At 38.2% G+C, this 21,832-nt stretch carries 16 protein-coding genes; 9 read left to right on the top strand and 7 right to left on the bottom strand.

Going from position 1 to position 21,832, the window contains the following annotated elements:
- Positions 1-77 precede the first annotated feature (77 nt).
- Both ACYVFA_RS03925 and ACYVFA_RS03920 read right to left on the bottom strand, forming a co-directional pair.
- On the bottom strand, positions 78-1,538 hold the full coding sequence (locus ACYVFA_RS03925) for an efflux MFS transporter permease (RefSeq protein ID WP_460470489.1): 1,461 nt from the start codon (positions 1,536-1,538) through the stop codon (positions 78-80).
- Position 1,539: 1 nt separating this feature from the next.
- Positions 1,540-2,103, bottom strand: coding sequence for a TetR/AcrR family transcriptional regulator (locus ACYVFA_RS03920; RefSeq protein ID WP_460470488.1), 564 nt, complete (start codon positions 2,101-2,103; stop codon positions 1,540-1,542).
- A 313-nt stretch (positions 2,104-2,416) separates the two neighbouring features.
- Between ACYVFA_RS03920 and ACYVFA_RS03915 the strand changes: the two genes are divergently transcribed.
- From ACYVFA_RS03915 to guaB, 3 genes are all read left to right on the top strand, one after another.
- The gene (locus ACYVFA_RS03915; RefSeq protein WP_460470487.1) at positions 2,417-2,677 is read left to right on the top strand and encodes a SemiSWEET transporter; all 261 of its coding nucleotides are present in this window, start codon (positions 2,417-2,419) and stop codon (positions 2,675-2,677) included.
- A gap of 307 nt (positions 2,678-2,984) precedes the next feature.
- Positions 2,985-4,325 carry a xylose isomerase gene (xylA, locus tag ACYVFA_RS03910; RefSeq protein WP_460470486.1) on the top strand — a complete coding sequence of 447 codons (1,341 nt, stop codon included), beginning with the start codon at positions 2,985-2,987 and terminating at the stop codon, positions 4,323-4,325.
- Between the two features lie 148 nt (positions 4,326-4,473).
- Positions 4,474-5,940 carry an IMP dehydrogenase gene (gene guaB / locus ACYVFA_RS03905; RefSeq protein WP_460470485.1) on the top strand — a complete coding sequence of 489 codons (1,467 nt, stop codon included), beginning with the start codon at positions 4,474-4,476 and terminating at the stop codon, positions 5,938-5,940.
- Positions 5,941-5,993: 53 nt separating this feature from the next.
- Here the strand turns inward: guaB and ACYVFA_RS03900 are convergent, their stop codons facing one another.
- Positions 5,994-6,377 carry an energy transducer TonB gene (locus ACYVFA_RS03900; RefSeq protein WP_460470484.1) on the bottom strand — a complete coding sequence of 128 codons (384 nt, stop codon included), beginning with the start codon at positions 6,375-6,377 and terminating at the stop codon, positions 5,994-5,996.
- A gap of 153 nt (positions 6,378-6,530) precedes the next feature.
- On the opposite strand from ACYVFA_RS03900, the gene ACYVFA_RS03895 reads away from it, so the two are divergent.
- Positions 6,531-8,321: a family 43 glycosylhydrolase gene (locus ACYVFA_RS03895; RefSeq protein ID WP_460470483.1), complete on the top strand. Its 1,791-nt coding sequence runs from the start codon at positions 6,531-6,533 to the stop codon at positions 8,319-8,321.
- 84 nt (positions 8,322-8,405) lie between these two features.
- On the opposite strand, the gene ACYVFA_RS03890 is transcribed toward ACYVFA_RS03895, so the two are convergent.
- Positions 8,406-9,494, bottom strand: a complete 1,089-nt coding sequence (locus ACYVFA_RS03890; protein ID WP_460470482.1) for a Gfo/Idh/MocA family protein — start codon at positions 9,492-9,494, stop codon at positions 8,406-8,408.
- A gap of 188 nt (positions 9,495-9,682) precedes the next feature.
- On the opposite strand from ACYVFA_RS03890, the gene gldA reads away from it, so the two are divergent.
- The 3 genes from gldA (at position 9,683) to ACYVFA_RS03875 (ending at position 16,156) form a co-directional block, all read left to right on the top strand.
- Positions 9,683-10,390 carry a gliding motility-associated ABC transporter ATP-binding protein gene (gene gldA / locus ACYVFA_RS03885; protein ID WP_460470481.1) on the top strand — a complete coding sequence of 236 codons (708 nt, stop codon included), beginning with the start codon at positions 9,683-9,685 and terminating at the stop codon, positions 10,388-10,390.
- Positions 10,391-10,560: 170 nt separating this feature from the next.
- A complete protein-coding gene (locus tag ACYVFA_RS03880) occupies positions 10,561-15,309 on the top strand; it encodes a T9SS type A sorting domain-containing protein (protein ID WP_460470480.1) in 4,749 nt (1,582 codons plus the stop codon).
- A gap of 94 nt (positions 15,310-15,403) precedes the next feature.
- On the top strand, positions 15,404-16,156 hold the full coding sequence (locus ACYVFA_RS03875; protein WP_460470479.1) for a copper homeostasis protein CutC: 753 nt from the start codon (positions 15,404-15,406) through the stop codon (positions 16,154-16,156).
- Positions 16,157-16,227: 71 nt separating this feature from the next.
- Here the strand turns inward: ACYVFA_RS03875 and ACYVFA_RS03870 are convergent, their stop codons facing one another.
- Positions 16,228-17,424 (bottom strand): argininosuccinate synthase, encoded by a 1,197-nt coding sequence (locus ACYVFA_RS03870; RefSeq protein WP_460470478.1) that lies wholly within the window; start codon positions 17,422-17,424, stop codon positions 16,228-16,230.
- A 142-nt stretch (positions 17,425-17,566) separates the two neighbouring features.
- On the opposite strand from ACYVFA_RS03870, the gene ACYVFA_RS03865 reads away from it, so the two are divergent.
- On the top strand, positions 17,567-18,271 hold the full coding sequence (locus ACYVFA_RS03865; protein ID WP_460470477.1) for an SGNH/GDSL hydrolase family protein: 705 nt from the start codon (positions 17,567-17,569) through the stop codon (positions 18,269-18,271).
- 4 nt (positions 18,272-18,275) lie between these two features.
- Here the strand turns inward: ACYVFA_RS03865 and ACYVFA_RS03860 are convergent, their stop codons facing one another.
- Together ACYVFA_RS03860 and ACYVFA_RS03855 are read right to left on the bottom strand one after the other, a co-directional pair.
- Positions 18,276-19,355 (bottom strand): LptF/LptG family permease, encoded by a 1,080-nt coding sequence (locus ACYVFA_RS03860; RefSeq protein ID WP_460470476.1) that lies wholly within the window; start codon positions 19,353-19,355, stop codon positions 18,276-18,278.
- Between the two features lie 221 nt (positions 19,356-19,576).
- Complete coding sequence (locus ACYVFA_RS03855; protein WP_460470475.1) at positions 19,577-20,233, bottom strand: metal-dependent transcriptional regulator; 657 nt, start codon at positions 20,231-20,233, stop codon at positions 19,577-19,579.
- A 146-nt stretch (positions 20,234-20,379) separates the two neighbouring features.
- Between ACYVFA_RS03855 and ACYVFA_RS03850 the strand changes: the two genes are divergently transcribed.
- On the top strand, positions 20,380-21,720 hold the full coding sequence (locus tag ACYVFA_RS03850; protein ID WP_460470474.1) for a divalent metal cation transporter: 1,341 nt from the start codon (positions 20,380-20,382) through the stop codon (positions 21,718-21,720).
- Positions 21,721-21,832 lie beyond the last annotated feature (112 nt).

Below are 21,832 nucleotides of genomic sequence, written 5' to 3'. Positions count from 1 at the left end.
TTTTGCTTTCAAGAAACTGTTGAAATTAATCTTGCCTCATTCAAACAGTTTCTTAAAAGAGAAAGTGTCAAAGCTTATTATTCTACTGCCAGATACTGGTTTTCAGTTTCCTCGGCCGATTCGGATTGATTATCAGAGGCATTTGAATTTTGTGGTTGGCTCTGCTTTCCATCAGGCAACAAGTATAACATAATTCCTACCAGAACTACACAAACCAATAAACCTATTGTGCCTGCACGATAAGCCGCCTGCCAGCCATCTTTAGAGAAATAGAAGAATATACCTCCAATAATGCTTATACCCAAAGCAGAAGCTGTCTGTTGAAAAGTGGAATAAATCCCCGCTGCTGCTCCTGCGTATTGAGTGGGTACATTTTTAAGCGCAATATTTAATAAAGATGGAAGCACAAGCCCGTTTCCAAGCCCCCAGATAGCCATTAACCCGATAATTAAGACAGTGCTTGCACCTGGCTTCCAAAATTCCATCTGTAAATAAAATGCTATAGCTAATAAAACAACCCCTACCTGCAGCACGATTTTTCCAAACCTCACAATCATTCTGGATGCAGCGATAGAAGATACCACAAATAAAATACCCGGAATAATAAAATACAATCCACTATCAAAAGCAGAAACACCCAGCCCATTCTGAAGATATACCGCACTCAATAGCAGATAAGAGGTATGCACCATGAAATGAAACAGCACCGCCACTAATCCGATATTGAAATCTTTTATTCTGAATAATCTTACATCTATCAGCGGATTTTCACCTTTGGCCAGTTTCTTCTTCTGATCGTAGATAAAAAATGCAAAAATGACCAAAGATACCACAATCAAGGCAATACTCCATAAAGGCCATCCGGCCTCACGTCCCTGAATCAAAGGGTAAATCAGAGAGAACAGTGCTGCTGTCAGAATCAAAATACCTTTGTAGTCAAATTTTGTACTTTGAGTATTCTTTGTTTCAGTCAGATACTTATGCGTAGCCCAGAGTGTCACGATACCTATTGGCAGGTTGATAAAAAATGTGAGTCTCCAGCCTTCTATGACCCAATGCGTGTCAGATAAATAACCACCTAATACCTGCCCGATTACAGCAGCAATACCCAATGTAATGCCATAAAAGCCGAAAGCCTTTGCCCTTTCTTTGGGATCAGTGAAAAGTATCTGGATAAAGGCAATGGTCTGCGGAACCATAAATGAAGCACTCAAGCCTTGAAAAAACCTTGTTACATTGAGTTGCAAAGCAGAAGTCGATAAGCCACAGAAACAGGAAGCAACCGTAAAGGCAAACATTCCCCAGAAAAATACTTTCTTCCGCCCGAAATGGTCTCCGGCTCTTCCTCCGGTTATTAAAAAGGCCGCATATCCTAGCAGATAACCTGCTATAACCAACTGGATTTCAGCATCTGTGGCGTGTACCCCTTTTTTGATGGTTGGTATTGCTATATTAATAATGAACACATCTATTACCGAAAGTAGAGGGGCTGATAAGACAATTATCAGTTCCAGCCATTTGTTTGTTATCTTTTGCATATCAGATAAGTTTTTGGATAATTTTTTTCGCCGATTGAATTTCGGCGGGTTGTTTAAATACAGCAGCAATCACGATTGAGCCCTCTAGTGCAAAGAATATAGCATCTGCCAGTTCCTCATCTGATAATAGTTTTTTATGACCTGAGTTAGCTACCAAGCCCTTTATAAAATTCTTTGCGTGTTGCTTTGTTTGTTGAATCTCCGCTAATACACGTGGGTCGCTCATACCAGCCTCATCATTTGCCTTGATAAAGGGGCATCCACCAAACTGCCTTAGTTCCTGACGCTCTAAATGATGATCAAAAAGTGCCAATAATTTCTCTTTTGGATCTGCCACGCTGTTTACGGCAGTTTCAAGCCTATTAAACCAGCGCTCATGCGTGCGCTGTACATAGGCCACCAGCAAATCTGTCTTTGTTTCAAAATGCTTATACAAAGACGCCTTGGCGATATCAGCCTCTTCTATCACCTGGTTAATACCCGTATTATTATAGCCCTGAGCATAAAAAAGCCGCCCTGCGGTATCGAGTATTTTATCAATTACTACTTGTCCTCTTTGTTTCATGGCACAAAGCTAAACAATAAATAGACAGACTTGTCTATTTATTGTAAATTTATTTTTTGCTGGCCTTCAATACTTGAGATTTACAGAATGGGCATGACCGAAAGACGGAAGATAATTAATAAAGCAGCCGGAATTGCATGATGACAATTTATTGCATTAAACATTCAATCAAAATTGTACTATATAAAGTATTACCTGTGATTATTAGATAAAATGAACTGAGTAGTATAATTTTTCCGTTATTTTGGTACTATGATTCAATCCACAGGAAAAAGTAAATGATTGAGTTATAAGAGTTTATCGTTAAAATAGTATGGAAACCTTAGGATACATAGCTGGCATATTAACAACAGTTGCTTTTGTGCCGCAATTACTACAAATCTACAAAACTAAATCGGCCAAAGACGTGTCTTTGTCCATGTTCTTAATCTTTACTACAGGGGTTATCATGTGGTTGGTTTATGGTATCAAAGCCAATGCTTTCCCAGTTGTTGCAGCCAATGGTGTAACATTAATACTGGCATTAATCATCCTGTTCTTCAAATTCAAGTATAGCAACCACTCTATGAAATAAGAGAGGTCGGTTCTTCTTTTTTATAATCAAAATTTCTTTCAATTTTGGACAGGCATTTTCATGTCTGATTTTTCCGTTTATTTTTCATAATGCCATAATGTATTACCTTTGATGTGAAAAGTATTTTCCTACACAGCAATAGGTGATTTTTGTAGCTAAACGGGTTTAAAAACGGTTTTTGGACGTTAATTTTAAATAGATTATTAATCAAGAGATTAAAAAACAATAAAATAATTGTAAATTTGACACTTAATAATTTACTTCGCATCATATTTTAAAATTATTCATATTCAACCGAGCAGAAATCATGACAAAATTGAAAGTTACGATAGGTGAAAAAGAATATTTTCCATTCATTAAAGAACCTATTGCTTATGAGGGAAAAGAATCTAATAATTATTTGGCGTTTAAATACTACGATGCCAACAGAGTAGTAGCGGGCAAAACAATGGCAGAACATTTACGTTTTGCAACGGCTTACTGGCATACCTTCTGCGGAACCGGTGGCGATCCATTCGGCCCTGGTACTAAAGTTTTCCCTTGGGATTTAAACAGCAGCCCGATTCAGGCAGCTAAAGATAAAGTAGATGCGGCTTTCGAATTCATGACTAAGTTAGGTACGCCTTTCTATTGTTTCCATGATATTGATATTGCTCCGGAAGGCAATTCGCAAAGCGAGTTTGAAAAGAACGTTCAAACCATTGTTGCCATAGCCAAACAAAAACAAGCAGAAAGTGGCGTGAAATTATTGTGGGGAACAGCCAACTTATTCTCTCACCCACGTTACATGAATGGTGCTTCTACTAACCCTGATTTCGCGGTAGTTGCCCATGCAGGTTTACAGGTAAAAAATGCCATTGATGCAACAATCGAACTAGGTGGCGAAGGTTACGTATTCTGGGGAGGTCGCGAAGGCTATATGTCATTGTTGAATACCAATACTAAACGTGAGATTGACCACTTGGCGCAATTCCTGACTATCTCTCGTGATTATGCACGTAGCCAGGGCTTCAAAGGTAAATTCTATATCGAACCAAAACCATGTGAACCATCGAAACACCAATACGATTACGATGTACAGACTGTCGTTGGTTTCTTGCGTCATTATGGTTTAGATAAAGATTTTCAATTGAATGCAGAAGTAAACCACGCTACATTAGCGGGTCATACCTTTGCGCACGAACTACAAATGGCAGCCGATGCAGGTATGTTGGGCAGTATTGATGCTAACCGTGGAGACTACCAGAACGGCTGGGATACAGACCAATTCCCAATTGATTTGTTTGAATTAACAGAAGCCATGTTGGTTATCCTGGAAGCAGGTGGATTCACTACCGGTGGTATCAACTTCGATGCAAAAACCCGTAGAAACTCAACTGACCTTGAAGACATCTTTATTGCACACATTGCAGGAATGGATGCTTTTGCAAGAGCTTTATTGATTGCCAATAACATTCTTGAAAAATCAGACTACAAAAACCTACGTACAAAACGCTATGCTTCATTCGATGGTGGTGATGGCGCTGCGTTTGAAACAGGTAAATTATCGTTGACTGATTTAAGAGGTATCGCCCTAAGAGATGGCGAGCCAGCACAAATCAGCGGTAAACAAGAGTTGTTTGAGATGATTATCAATCAGTATATCTAATCCTGTCGATTTGCTATAAACGAAGCCCTGTAAAATAGAATTTACAGGGCTTTTTATATTAATTTTCAATTAATTAACAGATTACAATTGCCAATCCAAATATTTTCCGTAATTTTGTTTGGCAAATAAGAAAACGAAATTATTTGCTATGTTAGATTCTTCAAAATTACTTTACGAAGCACTCACCTACGACGACGTTCTCCTGGTTCCTGCTTATTCAGAAGTTCTCCCCCGCGATACGCAAACGAAAACTTATCTGACCAAAAATATACAATTAAACATTCCTCTCATTTCAGCAGCGATGGATACTGTGACAGAGTATGAAATGGCTATTGCTATGGCGCAGGAAGGAGGTATTGGTATCATCCACAAAAACATGACTATCGAACAACAAGCCGAGCAGGTACGCAAGGTGAAACGTTCAGAAAGTGGCATGATCATCGACCCCATTACTTTAAGCGAAGGCGCTACTATCGGCGATGCCTTACGTTTAATGGCAGAGTTCAGGGTTGGTGGTATTCCGGTGATAGATGATAACCACAAATTAAAAGGTATTGTTACCAATCGTGATTTGCGTTTCCAGACAGAAATGGCAAAACCGATTGTTGACATTATGACTAAAGAAAACCTGATTGTAGGTTATGAAGGCGCAGGATTGGCAGAAGCAGAAGAGATTCTGAAAAACTACAAAATCGAAAAACTACCGATTGTTGACAAAGACTACAAATTAATCGGCTTAATCACCTACAGAGACATTCTTAAAAAGAAAGACCGCCCCAATGCAGCCAAAGACCGTTTAGGTCGTCTGATTGCCGGAGCAGCCGTAGGTGTAACCGCAGATATTGAAAAACGTGTAGCAGGTCTAATAAAAGCCGGAGTTGACGTAGTAAGTATTGACACTGCCCACGGACATTCAAAAGGTGTAATTGAGACCCTGATGCGCATTAAAGCGGCATTCCCAAAATTAGATGTGATTGTAGGAAACATTGCTACTGCCGAGGCAGCCGAAGCCTTAGCCAAAGCAGGCGCAGATGCCATTAAGGTTGGTGTAGGGCCAGGTAGTATCTGTACCACCCGTATTATTGCAGGTATTGGTATGCCACAATTATCAGCCGTGGCTGATTCGGCTGTAGCTGCTGCTAAATATGGCGTTCCAGTGATTGCTGATGGTGGTATCCGTTTCTCAGGCGATATTACCAAAGCCATCGCTGCTGGTGCGAATACAGTGATGATGGGTTCATTATTAGCCGGAACAGAAGAAGCACCGGGCGAAATGGTGATTTACGAAGGACGTAAATTTAAAACCTATCGTGGTATGGGTTCGGTTGAAGCGATGGAAGATGGCTCGAAAGACCGTTATTTTCAGGATGCTGAAGATGATATTAAGAAACTGGTACCAGAAGGTATTGTAGGACGTGTACCATACAAAGGCCGTGCAGCTGAAATTCTTTACCAGATGGTAGGTGGATTGAAAGCAGGTATGGGTTACTGTGGAGCGGGCGATATAACAAGTTTGCAACAAGCAAAATTCGTAAAAATCACAGCCGCAGGTATCAAAGAAAGCCACCCGCATGATATCCAGATTATGCGTGAGGCGCCGAATTATTCGAGGTAATATCTGATAAGTTTATAGTGAAAACGGCTCCAAAAGAGCCGTTTTTTTATTCATTAATCAACATCAAAATGCCAAGTGAAAACTACTTTCGTTCTGGAATCAACAGATTCATTATTCTTTTTCCCGGGCTTCCATCCTGACATATTTTGAAAAACAAATCTTACCTGCTTTTCTAATGTTGGGCATATGCCTGTCTTTTGTGTTATTACAATATTATCTACTTTTCCATCTTTAAGTACATCAAACTGAACAACCATTTTACTATATCCACATACCGGATTATATACCTTAGCTTCTCCCTTATATTGCAGATTCTTTGCTATATATTTATAAAGCTCTTTATAACCTCCTATAAATTCCGGACACTCTTCTATTGTCATGGTAACGTCACACTCAATCTCTTGCTTAATATATTTTCTCAAAGAAAGAGGATTCATTTCTTTTTTGTAATTCAAAAATAAGAATAGTATAGGCAGTAAGAATGGAAGCCTCATAATACAGTCACATTAATGACTCAATATACACAAAATCCCCAACCCCATGGTTTTCTACATACTTATTTTATATTTGCATAAGCAAAACCATAACCTATGAAAACCATTTCAAAATTACTTATCCTATTATTTTGCACGATAATCAGTCTGGCTCAAAGCCCTCAGTTAAACATCGCCAAGCCCAAGCCTTTCAAGCAGAAAACCTTCTGCAATCCAATGGATATTAATTACCAGTACAATTGGGAACAAACCAATGAAAAAATATCCTATCGCTCAGGCGCTGACCCAGTGATTATTACCCATAAAAACGAATATTACCTCTTTCATACCATTCAGGGTGGCTACTGGAAATCGAAAGATTTACTCAACTGGCAATATATCATCCCAAGCCGCTGGCCGATGGAAGATATGTGTGCGCCTGCGGCTATTTCAGTACGCGATACACTTTACTTGTTCCAATCAACATTCCAGCAAAGACCTATATTCTATACCACAACGCCAGAAAATGGAAAATTGCACTTCTATAACCGTTGGTTACCCCAATTACCAAAAGACATAGGACCCTGGGACCCTGCTTTATTCCATGATGAAGATACTGACCGTTGGTTTATGTACTGGGGCTCCTCAAATGTGTATCCACTTTTTGGGGCAGAATTAGACAAAAGCAAAAACCTTACTTATAAAGGAAAAAATGATTACAAAGGCTTAATCTACCTACACCCCGAAGAACATGGCTGGGAACGCTTCGGCAGAGACCATAGAGATACCATCAAGCCATTCACCGAAGGTGCCTGGATGACCAAGCATAATGGCAAATATTACCTGCAATACGGTGCTCCCGGAACAGAATTTAATGTATATGCCAATGGCACTTATGTGGGAGACGACCCTCTAGGCCCATTTACCTACGCTCCTTATAATCCTGTTTCTTACAAACCTGGAGGCTTCATGACAGGTATGGGACATGGCAATACTTTTCAGGATTTATATGGTAATTATTGGAATACAGGCACCCCGTGGATTGCCGTCAACTGGAATTTTGAACGACGGATTGAAATGGTACCCACAGGCTTTGATAAAGACGGGCAAATGTATGCCAACACCCGCTTTGCTGATTTTCCGCAATTATTACCCACCAAAAAATGGACAGATAAAAACGAATTATTTGCAGGCTGGATGCTACTATCTTATAAAAAGCCTTGTATCTCATCCTCTGTACAGGAAGATAAATTTTCGGCAAACTTAGTAACTGATGAAAATCCAAGAACTTTCTGGGTAGCTAAAACCAATAAAAATGGAGAAACATTGACCATTGATTTAGAAAAGCCACAAACAGTCCATTCATTCCAGATTAACTATACAGACTATAAATCTGATATTTATGATAGCGCATTGCCTAAAGTATATATCCAATACAGAGTCTATTCATCAATAGATGGCAAAGTATGGACTAAGATTGCGGACAATACCAATGAGAAAAGAGATCGCCCAAATGCCTATGAAGAGTTAGCAAAACCTGTAAAAGCCCGCTATATCAGGTTTGAGAATATACACGTGCCTATGCCAAATTTAGCTATTAGTGATATACGTATTTTTGGAAAAGGTACTGGTGCTGTTCCGGTTACACCAACAGCGTTAAACGTAACCAGACAAAAAGACGACCGTAATGCTGATATAACTTGGCAGAAAGTGCCTGATGCCGTAGGATATAATATATTATGGGGCATCGCACCGGATAAGCTATATCAGACTTATCAGATTTGGGGAGATGCCCCATCAAGCCTTGAATTAAGAGCCCTAACCGTCGGACAGAAATACTATTTCGCTATCGAAGCCTTCAACGAAAATGGTGTTTCCACTCTTAGTGAGGTAATAGGCGCCAAATAATTTTTTTAATGTGAGGCTAATAAGTAAAGCATTGACTACAAAACACTTACAAATCTCGTAGGGATTTAAATTACCGAACTATGTCTACTTCAGTTCAATGGTTTTCTTAGCCTTCGATGATTTCACGGCAGCATCCAATATTTCCATAGCTACCATATTGATTTTCAGTGAACCCAAATCATCATCAGCTTTTACTTTGCCTCTCACCACAGCGGCAAAGTAACTGAATGGGTCATTCATTGGAGAAGCCAAAGGTTTAATCTCTACTTTCTCTTCGGGTGGAGCATTTCTATTGCCTTTTCTTACACGCATTTGTAGACTCCTATCGGCAATAATATATCCCGTTTTGCCATAAAACTCAGCATCTTTTCTATCAAAAGGCCAGTTCCATGAGGCTTGGAAAATACCTTGCGCTTTCGGGTAAGTCACGATAATAGTAGCCTCATCATCCACTTTCGGATACATATCAGGTTTCATCGTCTGGGTGATAGCCGTTACAGAAGTGGGTCTTTCACCTTTCATAATCCACGACATAATATCTGCACCGTAGCAACCAAAATCTATAATAGCTCCACCCCCATTCTTCACAGGGTCACCTAACCAATCCATAAACGTGCTTGTTACCCCAATTTCTTTAGGGCCCGAATGCCCGTCATGAATCACTACTTTTCTAATATCCCCAATGGCATGGTCGTCATTAATCATTTTATAAGCCGCATGATTGCTGGCATACCAGGTAGTTTCATAATTGGTCATCAATTGAATATTGTGTTTCTTAGCCAGTGCTTCCATTTGCTTGGCAGTTGCCAGATTAACCGCCAATGGTTTTTCTACCATTACGTGCACACCTTTAGGCGCACATTTTTGCACAGTTTCCAAATGTTCAATAATACTTCTGAAATCACAAACGGCTTCTGGTTTGGCTTTTGCAAGCATTTCGTCGAGGCTGGCATACCACAAACTTTCGGGTAGCTTATATTTTGTAAGGTATTTCATAGCCAATTCTTTGTCGGGTTCGGCAAAGCCTACAACCTCAACGCCCTCATGCTTAACATTGTTAAGAATCTGGAATACGTGGTCGTGCGTCATGCCGACAATACCCATACGCACAATTTTGTCTTGCGCAAAGGCAAACTGAATACTAATAAGAAGGAATAGGAGTGTTTTTTTCATCGCTTGTTTAAATGGTTGAATATGAACAAATTTAATTAAAAAGCGCAGGAAAGATATTTTTTAGCCAATCTTTTCACGAGAAAGCCTATTTTTACGTTTAGAATAGGTAATTAAACCTTTTAACTGATTGATGAGTGGATTTTATACACCTCAATCTGTTAGTATATATACCATAGAACCGCTCGGCAATGTCTATTAAAGTTCAGAATCTAAGTAAAGTATACGGTACCCAAAGAGCCGTAGATAATATATCATTCGAAGTCAACAAGGGAGAAATCATTGGTTTTCTCGGGCCTAATGGCGCAGGGAAATCTACCACCATGAAAATCCTGACAGGTTATATTCCGTCAACTGAAGGCACAGCAGAAGTAAATGGCTTTGATGTAAAAACATCACCGATGCAGGTAAAAACGCATATTGGTTATCTGCCAGAACACAACCCTTTATACTTAGATATGTACGTAAAAGAATTTCTGGACTTTGCAGGCTCACTCTATGGTTTAAAAGGGAGAACACTACAAATCAAGATTGACGAAACGATTGAAAGAGTAGGTTTAGGACTAGAAAAACACAAGAAAATCGGACAATTATCAAAAGGCTACCGTCAGCGCGTAGGTCTTGCACAGGCATTGATTCATAACCCTGATGTATTGATTTTAGATGAACCTACTACCGGACTAGACCCTAATCAGTTGGTCGAAATACGAGACCTCATCAAAAACGTAGGCAAAGACAAAACAGTTATCTTCAGCACCCATATCATGCAAGAAGTAGAAGCCATCTGCGACCGCGTGGTAATCATCAACCGAGGTAAAATTGTAGCTGATAGTAACTTATCCGAACTCAAAAAAGGCGGCAAAGCCATTGAAGAGGTTTTCAGGGAGTTGACTACGTAAACTTCTATTTTCAAATCTTTAAGAAATTTTCTGCCAGATATTATCCTACCAAAAATATCTGTATTTTTGCTGCATCAATCCTGATGGAGTAAGTGAATTGTTTTGCCTGTTGATTAAAAAACTTCTTCGGATTATCTAACCAAATCATTATCTAAATTTTACCATCTGCTATGGCTAAACGTCTACTGCTTTTCGTTGTTTTTTGCTTTGTTTCTGTTTCTCTTGTACAAGCTCAGTGTAATAAAGTTTTTAGACTGTCCTTAAACAATTCAGCCGTTTATGAAAATGGAATTTATATAACCGCCAACCCTGCTTTTGTATGCAAGGGTAATAAGAATATTTTTAATTTTGGCAAAATTGAAGGAGATTTGACATTCAAATGGTATCTTAACGATACGCTCGTAACTACTATTCAATCACCCACATTTGAAACAACCCGGGAAGGTAATTTCAAGGTAGAAATCAATGATAAAACCTGCAATTATTCAATCGGCCCAATAACGCTGAAAGCAACCCAGAACGTAGATGTAAATGTTTCAACTACAGAACTAACTATTTGTGAAAATGTGCCGTCAGCTATCTCAATTTACGGAAATTGTGGGCTTTATTCTTTAGAAAAGAGGTATCAATGGCAAAAAGACGGAAAAGATATTCCGGAGGAGTCTGCTAATTATATGTATCCAGCCACTACCGGAATTTACACCCTACGAATAACCACCGGTAATTGTTCAGCAGCATCTTCTCCTATCATTGTAAAAGCAAGTGCAGATAATAAAATAGTAGATTATATGTACGATTCTAATACCAATGGTGGGATTATAGAAGGTGATACTATGCTCTTATGTAAAGACAATGAGTATTTTTTTGGGGCAAGTAAAGGAACAACAAACTGGTATAAGAATGGGCAGTTTATCAAGAATGATGAGTTTCTGGCTATTAACTCATCCGGAACTTATCAAATACAAAGAAAAATAGGTGATAACTGTATTGTAGAAAGTAAGCCGGTGTATGTATCAATGGGACAAACGATTAAACCCTTAAAGATTGGTGAACCCAATGCCAGTTATATTAATTGTAGCCAAACTTTTTTTGCTTTTAAAGACCCTAATTTTACTGGCACTAATAAACTAGAATTTACCAATATACTTAATGGGGAAACCGAAACGCATATAAATCTTAATGGTTATTATGTAATTTGGTTAAGTCAGGGTAAATATTATGTAAATTTTGAAACAGGCAGCTGTAAAAGCCCGACTTCTGAGATAGATTTTAAAATAAAGGTTCCTGTAAGGAATGAGAGAAGAGAAATTATCAGGAATAAAATCTCTTTATGTGCTAATGGTTCATTCAGACTTAATGTAGACTATGTACAAAATGATGAGGTAATACTTTATCGAAACGATGCTGTTGTTCAAACAAAATCTTCTGGTGTAAAAGCCATGGCTTTTAATGTCTCTGAAGGAGGAAAATATTACTTTAAGATTATCCAGACGGGTTGTAATCCAATTAAAACTTTTACGTCTGATACTGTAGAAATTGAGACACAAGCCCCTATTTCAACAAATATACAGTTATTATCAGAAGATTGTGCAGCGGGCAAATTTAAGCTCAGTGCTCAGGAATCCCCGGATTACACTTATTACTGGTATAAAAACAAAGATTTGATAACATCTGGAAAATCTGAACAATTGAACCTGACAAAAAATGATTTTGGTAATTATTATGCCATTATACAAAAGGATTTTTGTACCGTAATTACCCAGACAATTTCTGTAGGAGATAAAATAATTGGTTCATCAAGCGTCTGTCAGGACAAACAAATCAACCTGCGTTCAAGTCTGGACAATGCCAGTTATGTCTGGAAAGGGCCTGATAATTTTAGCTCTAATTTATCTGTTATCACTATTGATAGCATTCATACAAAACATGCTGGTTGGTATATTTTACAGACAACCAAAAATGGATGCACGTTTACTGATTCCTTACAGATAGAAGTAATCAACAAACCCAAACTGTCAATCAGTTTTCCTAATCCTATGTGTGTTAATAAGGATCTACTTTTAGACCTTAAAGGTCAGGAAGGGCCCTATTTTTTAAGTTACAAATTCTATGGTATAGCTGTAACCGGAACAGCCTTATATCTCTACGCAAATCAGGATAATACGAATGAGACAAGGTCTCTTATTAATCTTGGAACCTTAGGAAACATACCCGCAGCGCCGGAAAAAGAATTTTTGAGTTTGGAACGCAATGGCTGTTCATTTCCGGTTGCTATTCCATCTCGTCTCAGTGAAACTGCCTGTCAGGATATACCAGACTTTGTGAATGTTAAGAAAGAATATTGTGTTAAAGAAAATGTAACTCTTGAAATCAAAATTCCACAAAGTATCCCCAATGGCACAAAGTTGAATCTCAGGTTAGAGACCATAGATGCTAATTATAAATTAGGATCATTTTCCGGGAATACAATAACTATTCAAATACCTGAGAACTTTTATTCTTATTCAGGTTATTTTGTTTTAGAAAGTGAAGATGGGAAGTATAAAGTATATAGTAAAAACCTGACTGTAAACTATATACGTCCTTCTATTTCTTATGATGGCAACTATGGAGCATCGAGTGTTGTCCACTGTAAAGGATTTGCTATAAAATTATATGCTTACAATGCTAATTATCAAAAATTGCAATGGAGAAAAGATGGTGTAGCTATACCAGGTGCAACTAATGATACACTTGAAGTTGCAGAAGATGGAAATTACACCTTAGTAGCAAGCTATAATGGATGCACACAAGAGTCCTTACCTATGCGACTGACCTCGGTTGTAAATATTCCCCGTCCCTATATATATTCATTGACTGGAAATAAAAAAGCTTGCGAAGGCTTTGCGGTTCCATTAATGGACGACCAGCGTTTTGCCTATACTACCTATCAATGGAAATACAATGGACAAGTAATAGAGACAAAACATGAAAATGATATTTTTGACGCTAAAAAAACGGGATATTATTCACTCACCACCCAACAAGGCTCCTGTGAGGCTACCTCAGATTCTGTTTTAATTGAGATTGGTCAAAGTTTAACAAACATCATCGGTGGTTCAGGTGAAGGCGTAATGCAGGACAATAAAATACTATTATGCAATGGCCTGTCTTTTGGCTTATATTCGTCGTATTCTCAGAATTACTATAAAAATGAAGATCTTCTTCAGAAATATGGCGTAATTTTTCAATGGAAATTAAATGATAAAAATATTCCTCAAGCTACTAATCTTTATTATTCTTCTACGGAAGCAGGTAAATATCGTCTGCAGGTAAAACAGGGCGAGTGTATTACTAATTCAAATGAAATCGAAGTTATCAACCAAAACCCTACGAGTATCAGGTTATTAAGTAATTATTATGATTATACCGTTGATTACTATAACTCTGATAAACCTCTTGGTACTATTACCATTTGTAACAGAGATTCTGTTGAGATTTCTGCCCCCTATAATACGGGTTATTACAATTGGAATAAAGAATTATATAAAGATGGTAAATTAATAAGTAGTAGGACTGCTGGGAGGAATGGAAACTATTCGTTAACAGAGCCAGGGAAGTACTCATTAAAATTATATTCACCAAAACAATCTGAGTGTTTTGCCCTTAGCGATACATTGACCCTTCAGGTGGCTGATAAACCTATTATCTGGCCAACAGACAGCATTTATTCATGCAATGATGTAATAGGCAGGTATACCCAATCTTTAGGATATAAATATGAGTGGATTTATGATAATAAAGTTATCAGTACAAACCCTTATATAGAGACTAATAAATTAGGTTTGCTAACGCTAAAAATCCATAAAACCGAGTTTTGCTACATAGAAAAGAATTATTTTATTGAGCGAAAACTGAAACCTATTGTCAATCCATATACACCTAAAAGTTGGTCTTCTGTTATATGTACCGACGATAAACTAAGTCTGTCATTAGGAAACTTAAATGACCTTGAATTTGGATATGATCCTGGTTTTGTATTGGAATGGTATAAAGACGGACAAAAAATACCCTATAAGTTAAATAATATAGAGGTGAATCAGGCTGGTAACTATTTTGCTAAAGTCAAGTACAAAGAATGTGAGGCGACAAGTAATGTTATTAAATTAGATGTAGTCAAGATAAAGAATCAAATTTCTCCGGCAATTGATAGCATCGGTATTTGTGTAAATGGAAGTTTCCAACTTCTTGAAGCAAGTAAAGAATCGGGATATACCTACGAATGGTTTAGGGATACTACTGTATTGGAAGAAATCTCTTCTTCCTTAAAAGCTACCCAAACAGGAACCTATAAAGCACTTATTCAAGCTGGAAATTGTTCTGCACTTACACCTAAAGTTAAGATATATCCAAGTACCCAACCTCCCATAGCAACTATCTCTGGGGATACTACCTTAAATATCGGCGATACAGCTAACCTGAAATTATCCTTTACTTCAAGCCCTCCGTTTACTTATAAACTCAGTAATAATCAGGAAGGAACTTCAGATAAGAACACCTTTATCCATCCTGTCAAGATTCAGGAAAGTACCATATTTAAACTAGCCTCAATCAAAAATGCCTGTGGAGAAGGCACGGTTTCAGGTGAGGCTAAAGTAAACGTGATTATTTTAGGAAATGAGCCATTGATTGGTCATAAGATTACTATAGCACCAGTTCCGGCTGAAAGTTATTGTGAAATCATTATTGACTTACCAGTTTCGCAGGAAGTCTCTTATCAGTTGCTTGACATTAAAGGACAGCAATTATCTGAAAAGAATCTGGGAAATATAACTTACAAAAAGCAATATCTGAATCTCAATAATCTAACGGCAGGCGAATACTTAATTAGAATTCAAGTCGGAAAGGATTTTGTGACGAGAAAACTGATAAAGTACTAGTATTATACCTTATTGAAATTGAAAGAAAACAGATTAGATGCTTCAAAAAAGGCATTTAATCTGTTTCTTTGCATAAAAGAACCTTAAAAATCAGATGTTAGAAATTTGTTGCTTTTCCTTAGAATCTTGCCTGACAGCCCAAAAAGCAGGCGCCTATCGTGTCGAATTATGTGGAGGAATGTTTGAAGGAGGCACTAGCCCCTCTGCCGGTTTAATTAAACTGGCCCGCCAGAATCTCACTATTAAACTTTATGTCATGATTCGCCCACGTGGGGGTGATTTCTGTTATTCAGAGAGTGAGTTTGAAGTCATGAAAGAAGATATTCAAACGGCGAAAGAATTAGGGGCAGATGGCGTTGTATTCGGGCTTTTAAATCCTGACGGAAGTGTTGATGTGCCCCGTACAAAAGAGTTGGTCGAATTAGCGCATCCTATGAAAGTTACCTTCCATAGAGCATTTGATGTATCTGCCGAACCATTTGAAGCGCTGGAGACTATCATTGACCTCGGTTGTGAAAGAATATTAACATCAGGGCAGAAAAATAATGTCACGGAAGGACTTGATTTGTTAAGAATCTTAGCTGAAAAAGCAGGAAATAGAATTGAAATCATGGCAGGTGGTGGTGTAACTGCCAAAAATGCTGCCCAACTATTAGAAGCAGGCGTTCATGCACTACATATGACAGGAAAAGGCATTGTGAATAGCCAGATGCAATACAGAAAAGAAGATGTAAGCATGGCAAGTGCCGTATTGACTAATGAATTTGAAATGTATGAAGCTGATTTTAGCAAGTGTCTGGCTGTGGCCAATATCATTGCTACTGAGAATATCAAACTCAACAAATAAGGTTAAAATCTCAAAATAAAACCCCATAAATACTTGATATTTATGGGGTGCAATATTAGTTAAACCGCTTCTTACTTCTTCGCCGCCAATTCAGCTATTTTTTCATGAATCATTACCTGATTTGACATAATTTTCGAGAAACCTCTTACATCATCGCCACTCCATGCATTGTTCATTTCTCCATAGCTACCAAATACCGGCGACATCATATCGTAATCAGACTTGATGCCTAATAATTGGAAATGATAAGGTGCTAACTGCACTCTTACTTCACCAGTTACGCTTGCTTGTGTACTTTCAAGGAAAGTCTCAATATTACGCATTAATGGCTCAAGGAATTGTCCTTCGTGCAACAACATTCCGTACCATTCAGCTAAATTCTGTTTCCAGTATTGTTGCCATTTGGTTAATACGTGTTTCTCTAGCAAATGGTGCGCTTTGATGATAATCAATGGAGCAGCAGCCTCAAAACCTACACGTCCTTTGATACCGATGATTGTATCACCCACGTGAATATCACGACCGATACCATACGGAGAGGCCAGTTCAGATAAACGACGAATAGCATCTACCGGATTTTTAAAACGACGACCATTCACGCCTTTCAATTCTCCTTTCACAAACTGCAAAGTTACTTCACTACCTTTTTTCTTCGTTACCTGTGTCGGGAAGGCACTTTCTGGTAAGAAACCGTCTGATGTTAAGGTCTCTCTACCACCTACCGATGTTCCCCACAAACCTTTATTGATAGAGTAAGCCGCTTTATGCCATTCACGTACTACGCCTTTTGATTTCAAGAATTCGATTTCAGCTTCGCGAGATAAACGTAGGTCACGGATAGGTGTGATAATCTGCGCATTCGGTAATACAATTCTGAATACCATATCAAAACGTACCTGGTCGTTTCCGGCACCTGTACTTCCGTGTGCTACGGCTTCTGCGCCAATTTGTTTGGCATAATCAGCCACAGCTACTGCCTGAAACATACGTTCAGCACTTACAGAAAGCGGATAAGTATTATTTTTCAGGATATTGCCATATACCAGATAACGGATACATTTCTGATAATATTCATCTACCATACGAGCTGTATGGTGGTGTTTCACACCTAGTTCATAAGCCTTTGTCTCAATATCCTTGATTTCTTCTTCTGTAAAACCACCCGTATCAACCAATACTGAGTGTATTTCATGACCTAATTCTTCGGTCAGGTATTTTACACAAAACGAGGTATCTAATCCTCCACTATATGCTAAAACAACTTTCATATTAAATCAGCCGTTAAAACGGAAATATAGGTTTTAATAAAAATTTTGCAAAAATAGGACTTCTATCCCTATATTCCCGTATATATGCATAAATATAATTGTACTTTAATAATCTATCTTTTAAAAACGGCTCAGCTATTATATGTCAAAAATCATCGTTTTCTTCTTATCAATAGGTTTATTTTTATCATGCGCCATGACTGATACTACCGAAATAGCCTCTATTCCCAACCCAATCGGAACAGGGCCAGACAGAACTTTCTTAGCCTTGGGCGACTCTTATACGATTGGTGAAAGTGTCCTGGAAAAAGACCGTTGGAGTATGTATCTGATTGATATGCTGAAAGATGAATTTACCATTACCAAGCACGATATTATTGCCCGCACAGGCTGGACAACCGAAGAATTAACGCAGGCTATTGCCGATAGTAAAAATACCAATCAATACGATATGGTTTCCTTGCTGATAGGTGTAAACAACCAATATCGCGGACAAAGCATAGAGAAATATAGAACCGAATTCAGGGAATTATTACAAATCAGCGCCAGATTTGCGCATGGAGATTATAAAAAGGTATTTGTTCTGTCGATTCCTGATTATGGCATTACCCCATTTGCAGCTTCTCGCGATACCAAGAAAATAGCGAAAGAAATTGACGAATTTAATGCCGTAGCTAAAGATGAATGCAGAAAAGTAGGCGTTCCGTTTCTGGATATTACTACAATCACTCGTGAGCATACCGATGCTGCTTATATCGCCAGCGATCAATTACATTTCTCAGGCAAAATGCATGAACTCTGGGCTACTAAAGCACGTGATACTGCCAGAATTATTTTAAGACAATAATTGCTTACCTCGGAACCGTAAAATACATCACTGTCCCAATGGCTCCGAAGACAATATTAGGCAGCCAGACTGCCAGAATAGGTGGCATATTGCCCGATTCCGCAATCCCTTTCGACATGATATAGAAGAGAATATAAACAAAGGCTAATACAAACCCGATAGCAATCTGAAAACCAACCCCACCCCGGGCTTTACGGGCAGACACAATCAGCCCCATTAAGGCAAGGATGATTACAGCAAATGGGGTAGCAAAACGTTGATATAATTCTATCTCAAAAGTCTCAATTCCCTCAGCCCCTCTAGTCTTAATCAGGTTAATTCTATCCTGAAGTTCAGGTATTGTGAAGGATTCCTGTATCTGGTGCTCGTTTTCAAAGTCGTTAGGCGTTAAATTGATAGTGGTATCCTTGGGACTTGTACCATATACCATCTTATCTTTCATGATACCCAATGTACGGATTTTATAATCATGTATCTTCCATTTCTTGGTACTATCATCCCAGGTGATACGCTTAGCTGACAATTTTTCTATCAGCTTATTATTCACTATCCTCTCCATGGTAAAATCATACCCCGTCTTTGCTTCATTATTATAGCTTGACATATAGGCATAGGTATTGGGCGCTACTGCAGTATGAAAATCGCGGGTAGAGAAGTAGAATTTATCATTTACATATACATTTTCAAAAGCCAGCCGCTCTGTGTTGGCACGCGGGAGAATCCAGCCGACCATGGCAAAAGAAAAAACAGCAATGATAGATGCCCCGATAAAATAAGGAAGCATTAATCTCGGGAAACTTACCCCACTACTCAAAATCGCCACTATCTCTGTATGCGCTGCCAATTGAGCAGTAAAAAATACAGTAGAAATAAAAATCATAAGAGGGCTGATATAATTAGCCCAGTAAGGAGCCAGATTGGCGTAGTATTGCAGCAGAATGGCACGCATAGGTGCCTGCTTCTGAATAAAATCATCGTTTTTCTCTACAAAGTCAATCACCATGATAATCAAAACAATTACAACCACTGCAAAAACATAAGTAGTCAGGAATCGCTTGATTAAGTATTTATCTAATATATTCATGAAAGATTCATTAATATTTAAAGTAGAGACAAGAAATAGGCGTCTCCGCATTGCCTTGTCTCTGCCAAATTAGGCACTCTTTAAAACGTTCATTAATTGAAACATTATAAACAACAAAGAGAATAGAATCTATTCTCTTGCCTGCGAAAATATTCTTTTTAACGCCCAAAATTATAAAATGATGTCCATTCTGAACGGAATTTATAAAACTTTAACAAACCCTACTTTACGAGGAGATTTTTTGCCACTTCATTACTCACAAAAACTGAGTGATTATTATTCAATAGAACCGTAAATGATTTATCAAATTCGCTGACCTCTTGTATCTTAATAGAGCATCCTAAAGTAATCTGATTTTTATCCAGATGTTGCAGGAAAGCAGGTGAATGTACTAAAACACCTACCATAACCACTGTCTGGTCAACTGGTACCTCTGATAGTTTACATGAAGCCATAGAAGGCATTTTCCCCTTAGCATCTGGTATAGGGTCACCATGCGGGTCAAATTGCGGGCTTCCTAAAAATTTATCCAGTTTCTCCGTTAACTCTTTTGAATCTATATGCTCCAGTTGCTCAGCAATATCATGAATCTCATCCCAACCGAAACCTAATTTATCCACTAAAAACACTTCCCACAAACGATGCTTACGAATCACACTTAATGCAATTTGTTGCCCCTCTTTAGTCAACGTAACTCCCTGATACTTCCGGTAATTGATAAAGCCTTTCTCTGCCAGTTTGCGTAGCATATCTGATACCGAAGCGGCCTTGGTTTGGGTAATCTCGGCCAGCTCGTTAGTACTTACCTCATTCCCCCCGTTCTGCTCGGTAAGCATGTATATTATTTTCAGATAATTTTCTTCTGTAAATGAAGTCATAGCCTTAAGCATAATGATAATTCACTACAAAAGTACGTTTTCTAACCAATTAATCAAATTTTTAGACAAACCTAAAAATTAATTTTGATAAATATATTTTTATTTTTAATATTGCATAAGTTTATGTTTAGTGTAATAGAACCATTATGGAAAAAACTTTGGCTATCGAAAAAAATAAAGGTTGGAAAAAAGCATCTGTTAATGTATCACTACCGGAAGTACATGGTAGTATTAATATTCCGCATTCAGGAGGTTTCTGGAAAAAACTTTCGGCATTCATCGGGCCGGGGCTTATGGTAGCCGTTGGATATATGGATCCTGGCAACTGGGCGACCGATATTGCCGGAGGTGCCAAATTTGGCTATACTCTGCTTTCTGTTATTTTAATATCTAATCTATTTGCTATGCTCCTGCAACACCTATCTTTAAAATTAGGTATTGCCACGGGCAGAGATTTGGCACAGGCTTGTCGGGATGCTTATTCAAGACCAGTTTCATTTGTTTTGTGGATTCTGGCAGAGGTGGCCATTGCCGCCTGTGATTTAGCTGAAGTAATTGGTGCGGCGGTAGCCTTGAATCTGCTTTTCAGTATCCCGCTGACTTATGGTATCGTCATTACCGCTATCGACGTTATCTTCATTCTGTTTTTGCAGAATAAGGGCTTCCGTATCATTGAAGTGATTGTTGGCGGATTGATTTTAATCATCCTCCTATGTTTTGGTTATGAAATGGTTGTTACACATCCTGACTGGTTTGGAGTAGCAAAAGGTTTAGTGCCAAGCCAGCAGATTGTGGTGAATCCTGAAATGCTCTATATCGCCATTGGTATTTTAGGGGCAACGGTAATGCCGCACAACTTATACTTACACTCAAGTATTGTGCAAACCCGTAAAATTGAGAATACTACGGAAGCTAAAAGAAGTGCTATTAAGTTTGCTACGATAGATTCTACTGCTTCGTTATTCATCGCATTTTTTATCAATGCAGCTATTCTGATTATGGCGGCGGCAACGTTCCATTTTTCAAATAATCAGCACGTGGCAGATATTACTGATGCCTATCACCTACTGGATCCGATCCTGGGAGTGAAACTGGCAGGTTTATTTTTTGCAGTAGCTTTATTAGCAGCCGGACAAAACTCAACTTTGACAGGAACATTAGCGGGACAAATAGTGATGGAAGGCTTTCTGAATATTAAATTAAAACCCTGGTTACGCAGATTAATTACGCGCTTGATTGCCATTATTCCTGCCTTAATCGTAGCTATAATGTATGGCGAAAGAGGGACTTCTGATTTATTGGTATTGAGCCAGGTGATTTTATCACTGCAATTAAGCTTCGCCGTAGTGCCTTTGGTAGCTTTTACTTCAAGCAAATTGAAAATGGGAGAATTTGCCAATTCAACGCTGATAAAATATACCTCGTGGATAGTAGCGTTTATTATTATCGGCTTAAATGCTTATTTGCTTTTTGATACTATTTTTTAAGATTTTTTGTTTATCTTTGTAGGAGTAGGAATTACATTCTTACTCCTTTTTTTATCCTCTTCTATCCTGTTCAATTCTTCAGTGTTTTGAATTAAGTATCTACTTTAATTGT

The sequence above is a fragment of the Emticicia fontis genome, assembly GCF_054779675.1.
The sequence above is the reverse complement of the archived record's forward strand: the minus strand, read 5'-3'. Positions and strand labels throughout refer to the sequence as shown.

Excerpts from the sequence above, each read along its gene's own strand:
- xylA (WP_460470486.1), top strand. The coding sequence starts at position 2,985 with ATGACAAAATTGAAAGTTACGATAGGTGAAAAAGAATATTTTCCATTC.
- ACYVFA_RS03875 (WP_460470479.1), top strand. The coding sequence starts at position 15,404 with ATGTTAGAAATTTGTTGCTTTTCCTTAGAATCTTGCCTGACAGCCCAA.
- gldA (WP_460470481.1), top strand. The coding sequence starts at position 9,683 with ATGTCTATTAAAGTTCAGAATCTAAGTAAAGTATACGGTACCCAAAGA.
- ACYVFA_RS03880 (WP_460470480.1), top strand. The coding sequence starts at position 10,561 with ATGGCTAAACGTCTACTGCTTTTCGTTGTTTTTTGCTTTGTTTCTGTT.
- ACYVFA_RS03890 (WP_460470482.1), bottom strand. The coding sequence starts at position 9,494 with ATGAAAAAAACACTCCTATTCCTTCTTATTAGTATTCAGTTTGCCTTT.
- ACYVFA_RS03865 (WP_460470477.1), top strand. The coding sequence starts at position 17,567 with ATGTCAAAAATCATCGTTTTCTTCTTATCAATAGGTTTATTTTTATCA.
- ACYVFA_RS03915 (WP_460470487.1), top strand. The coding sequence starts at position 2,417 with ATGGAAACCTTAGGATACATAGCTGGCATATTAACAACAGTTGCTTTT.
- ACYVFA_RS03895 (WP_460470483.1), top strand. The coding sequence starts at position 6,531 with ATGAAAACCATTTCAAAATTACTTATCCTATTATTTTGCACGATAATC.
- ACYVFA_RS03920 (WP_460470488.1), bottom strand. The coding sequence starts at position 2,103 with ATGAAACAAAGAGGACAAGTAGTAATTGATAAAATACTCGATACCGCA.
- ACYVFA_RS03860 (WP_460470476.1), bottom strand. The coding sequence starts at position 19,355 with ATGAATATATTAGATAAATACTTAATCAAGCGATTCCTGACTACTTAT.
- ACYVFA_RS03900 (WP_460470484.1), bottom strand. The coding sequence starts at position 6,377 with ATGAATCCTCTTTCTTTGAGAAAATATATTAAGCAAGAGATTGAGTGT.
- ACYVFA_RS03855 (WP_460470475.1), bottom strand. The coding sequence starts at position 20,233 with ATGACTTCATTTACAGAAGAAAATTATCTGAAAATAATATACATGCTT.
- ACYVFA_RS03850 (WP_460470474.1), top strand. The coding sequence starts at position 20,380 with ATGGAAAAAACTTTGGCTATCGAAAAAAATAAAGGTTGGAAAAAAGCA.
- ACYVFA_RS03925 (WP_460470489.1), bottom strand. The coding sequence starts at position 1,538 with ATGCAAAAGATAACAAACAAATGGCTGGAACTGATAATTGTCTTATCA.
- guaB (WP_460470485.1), top strand. The coding sequence starts at position 4,474 with ATGTTAGATTCTTCAAAATTACTTTACGAAGCACTCACCTACGACGAC.
- ACYVFA_RS03870 (WP_460470478.1), bottom strand. The coding sequence starts at position 17,424 with ATGAAAGTTGTTTTAGCATATAGTGGAGGATTAGATACCTCGTTTTGT.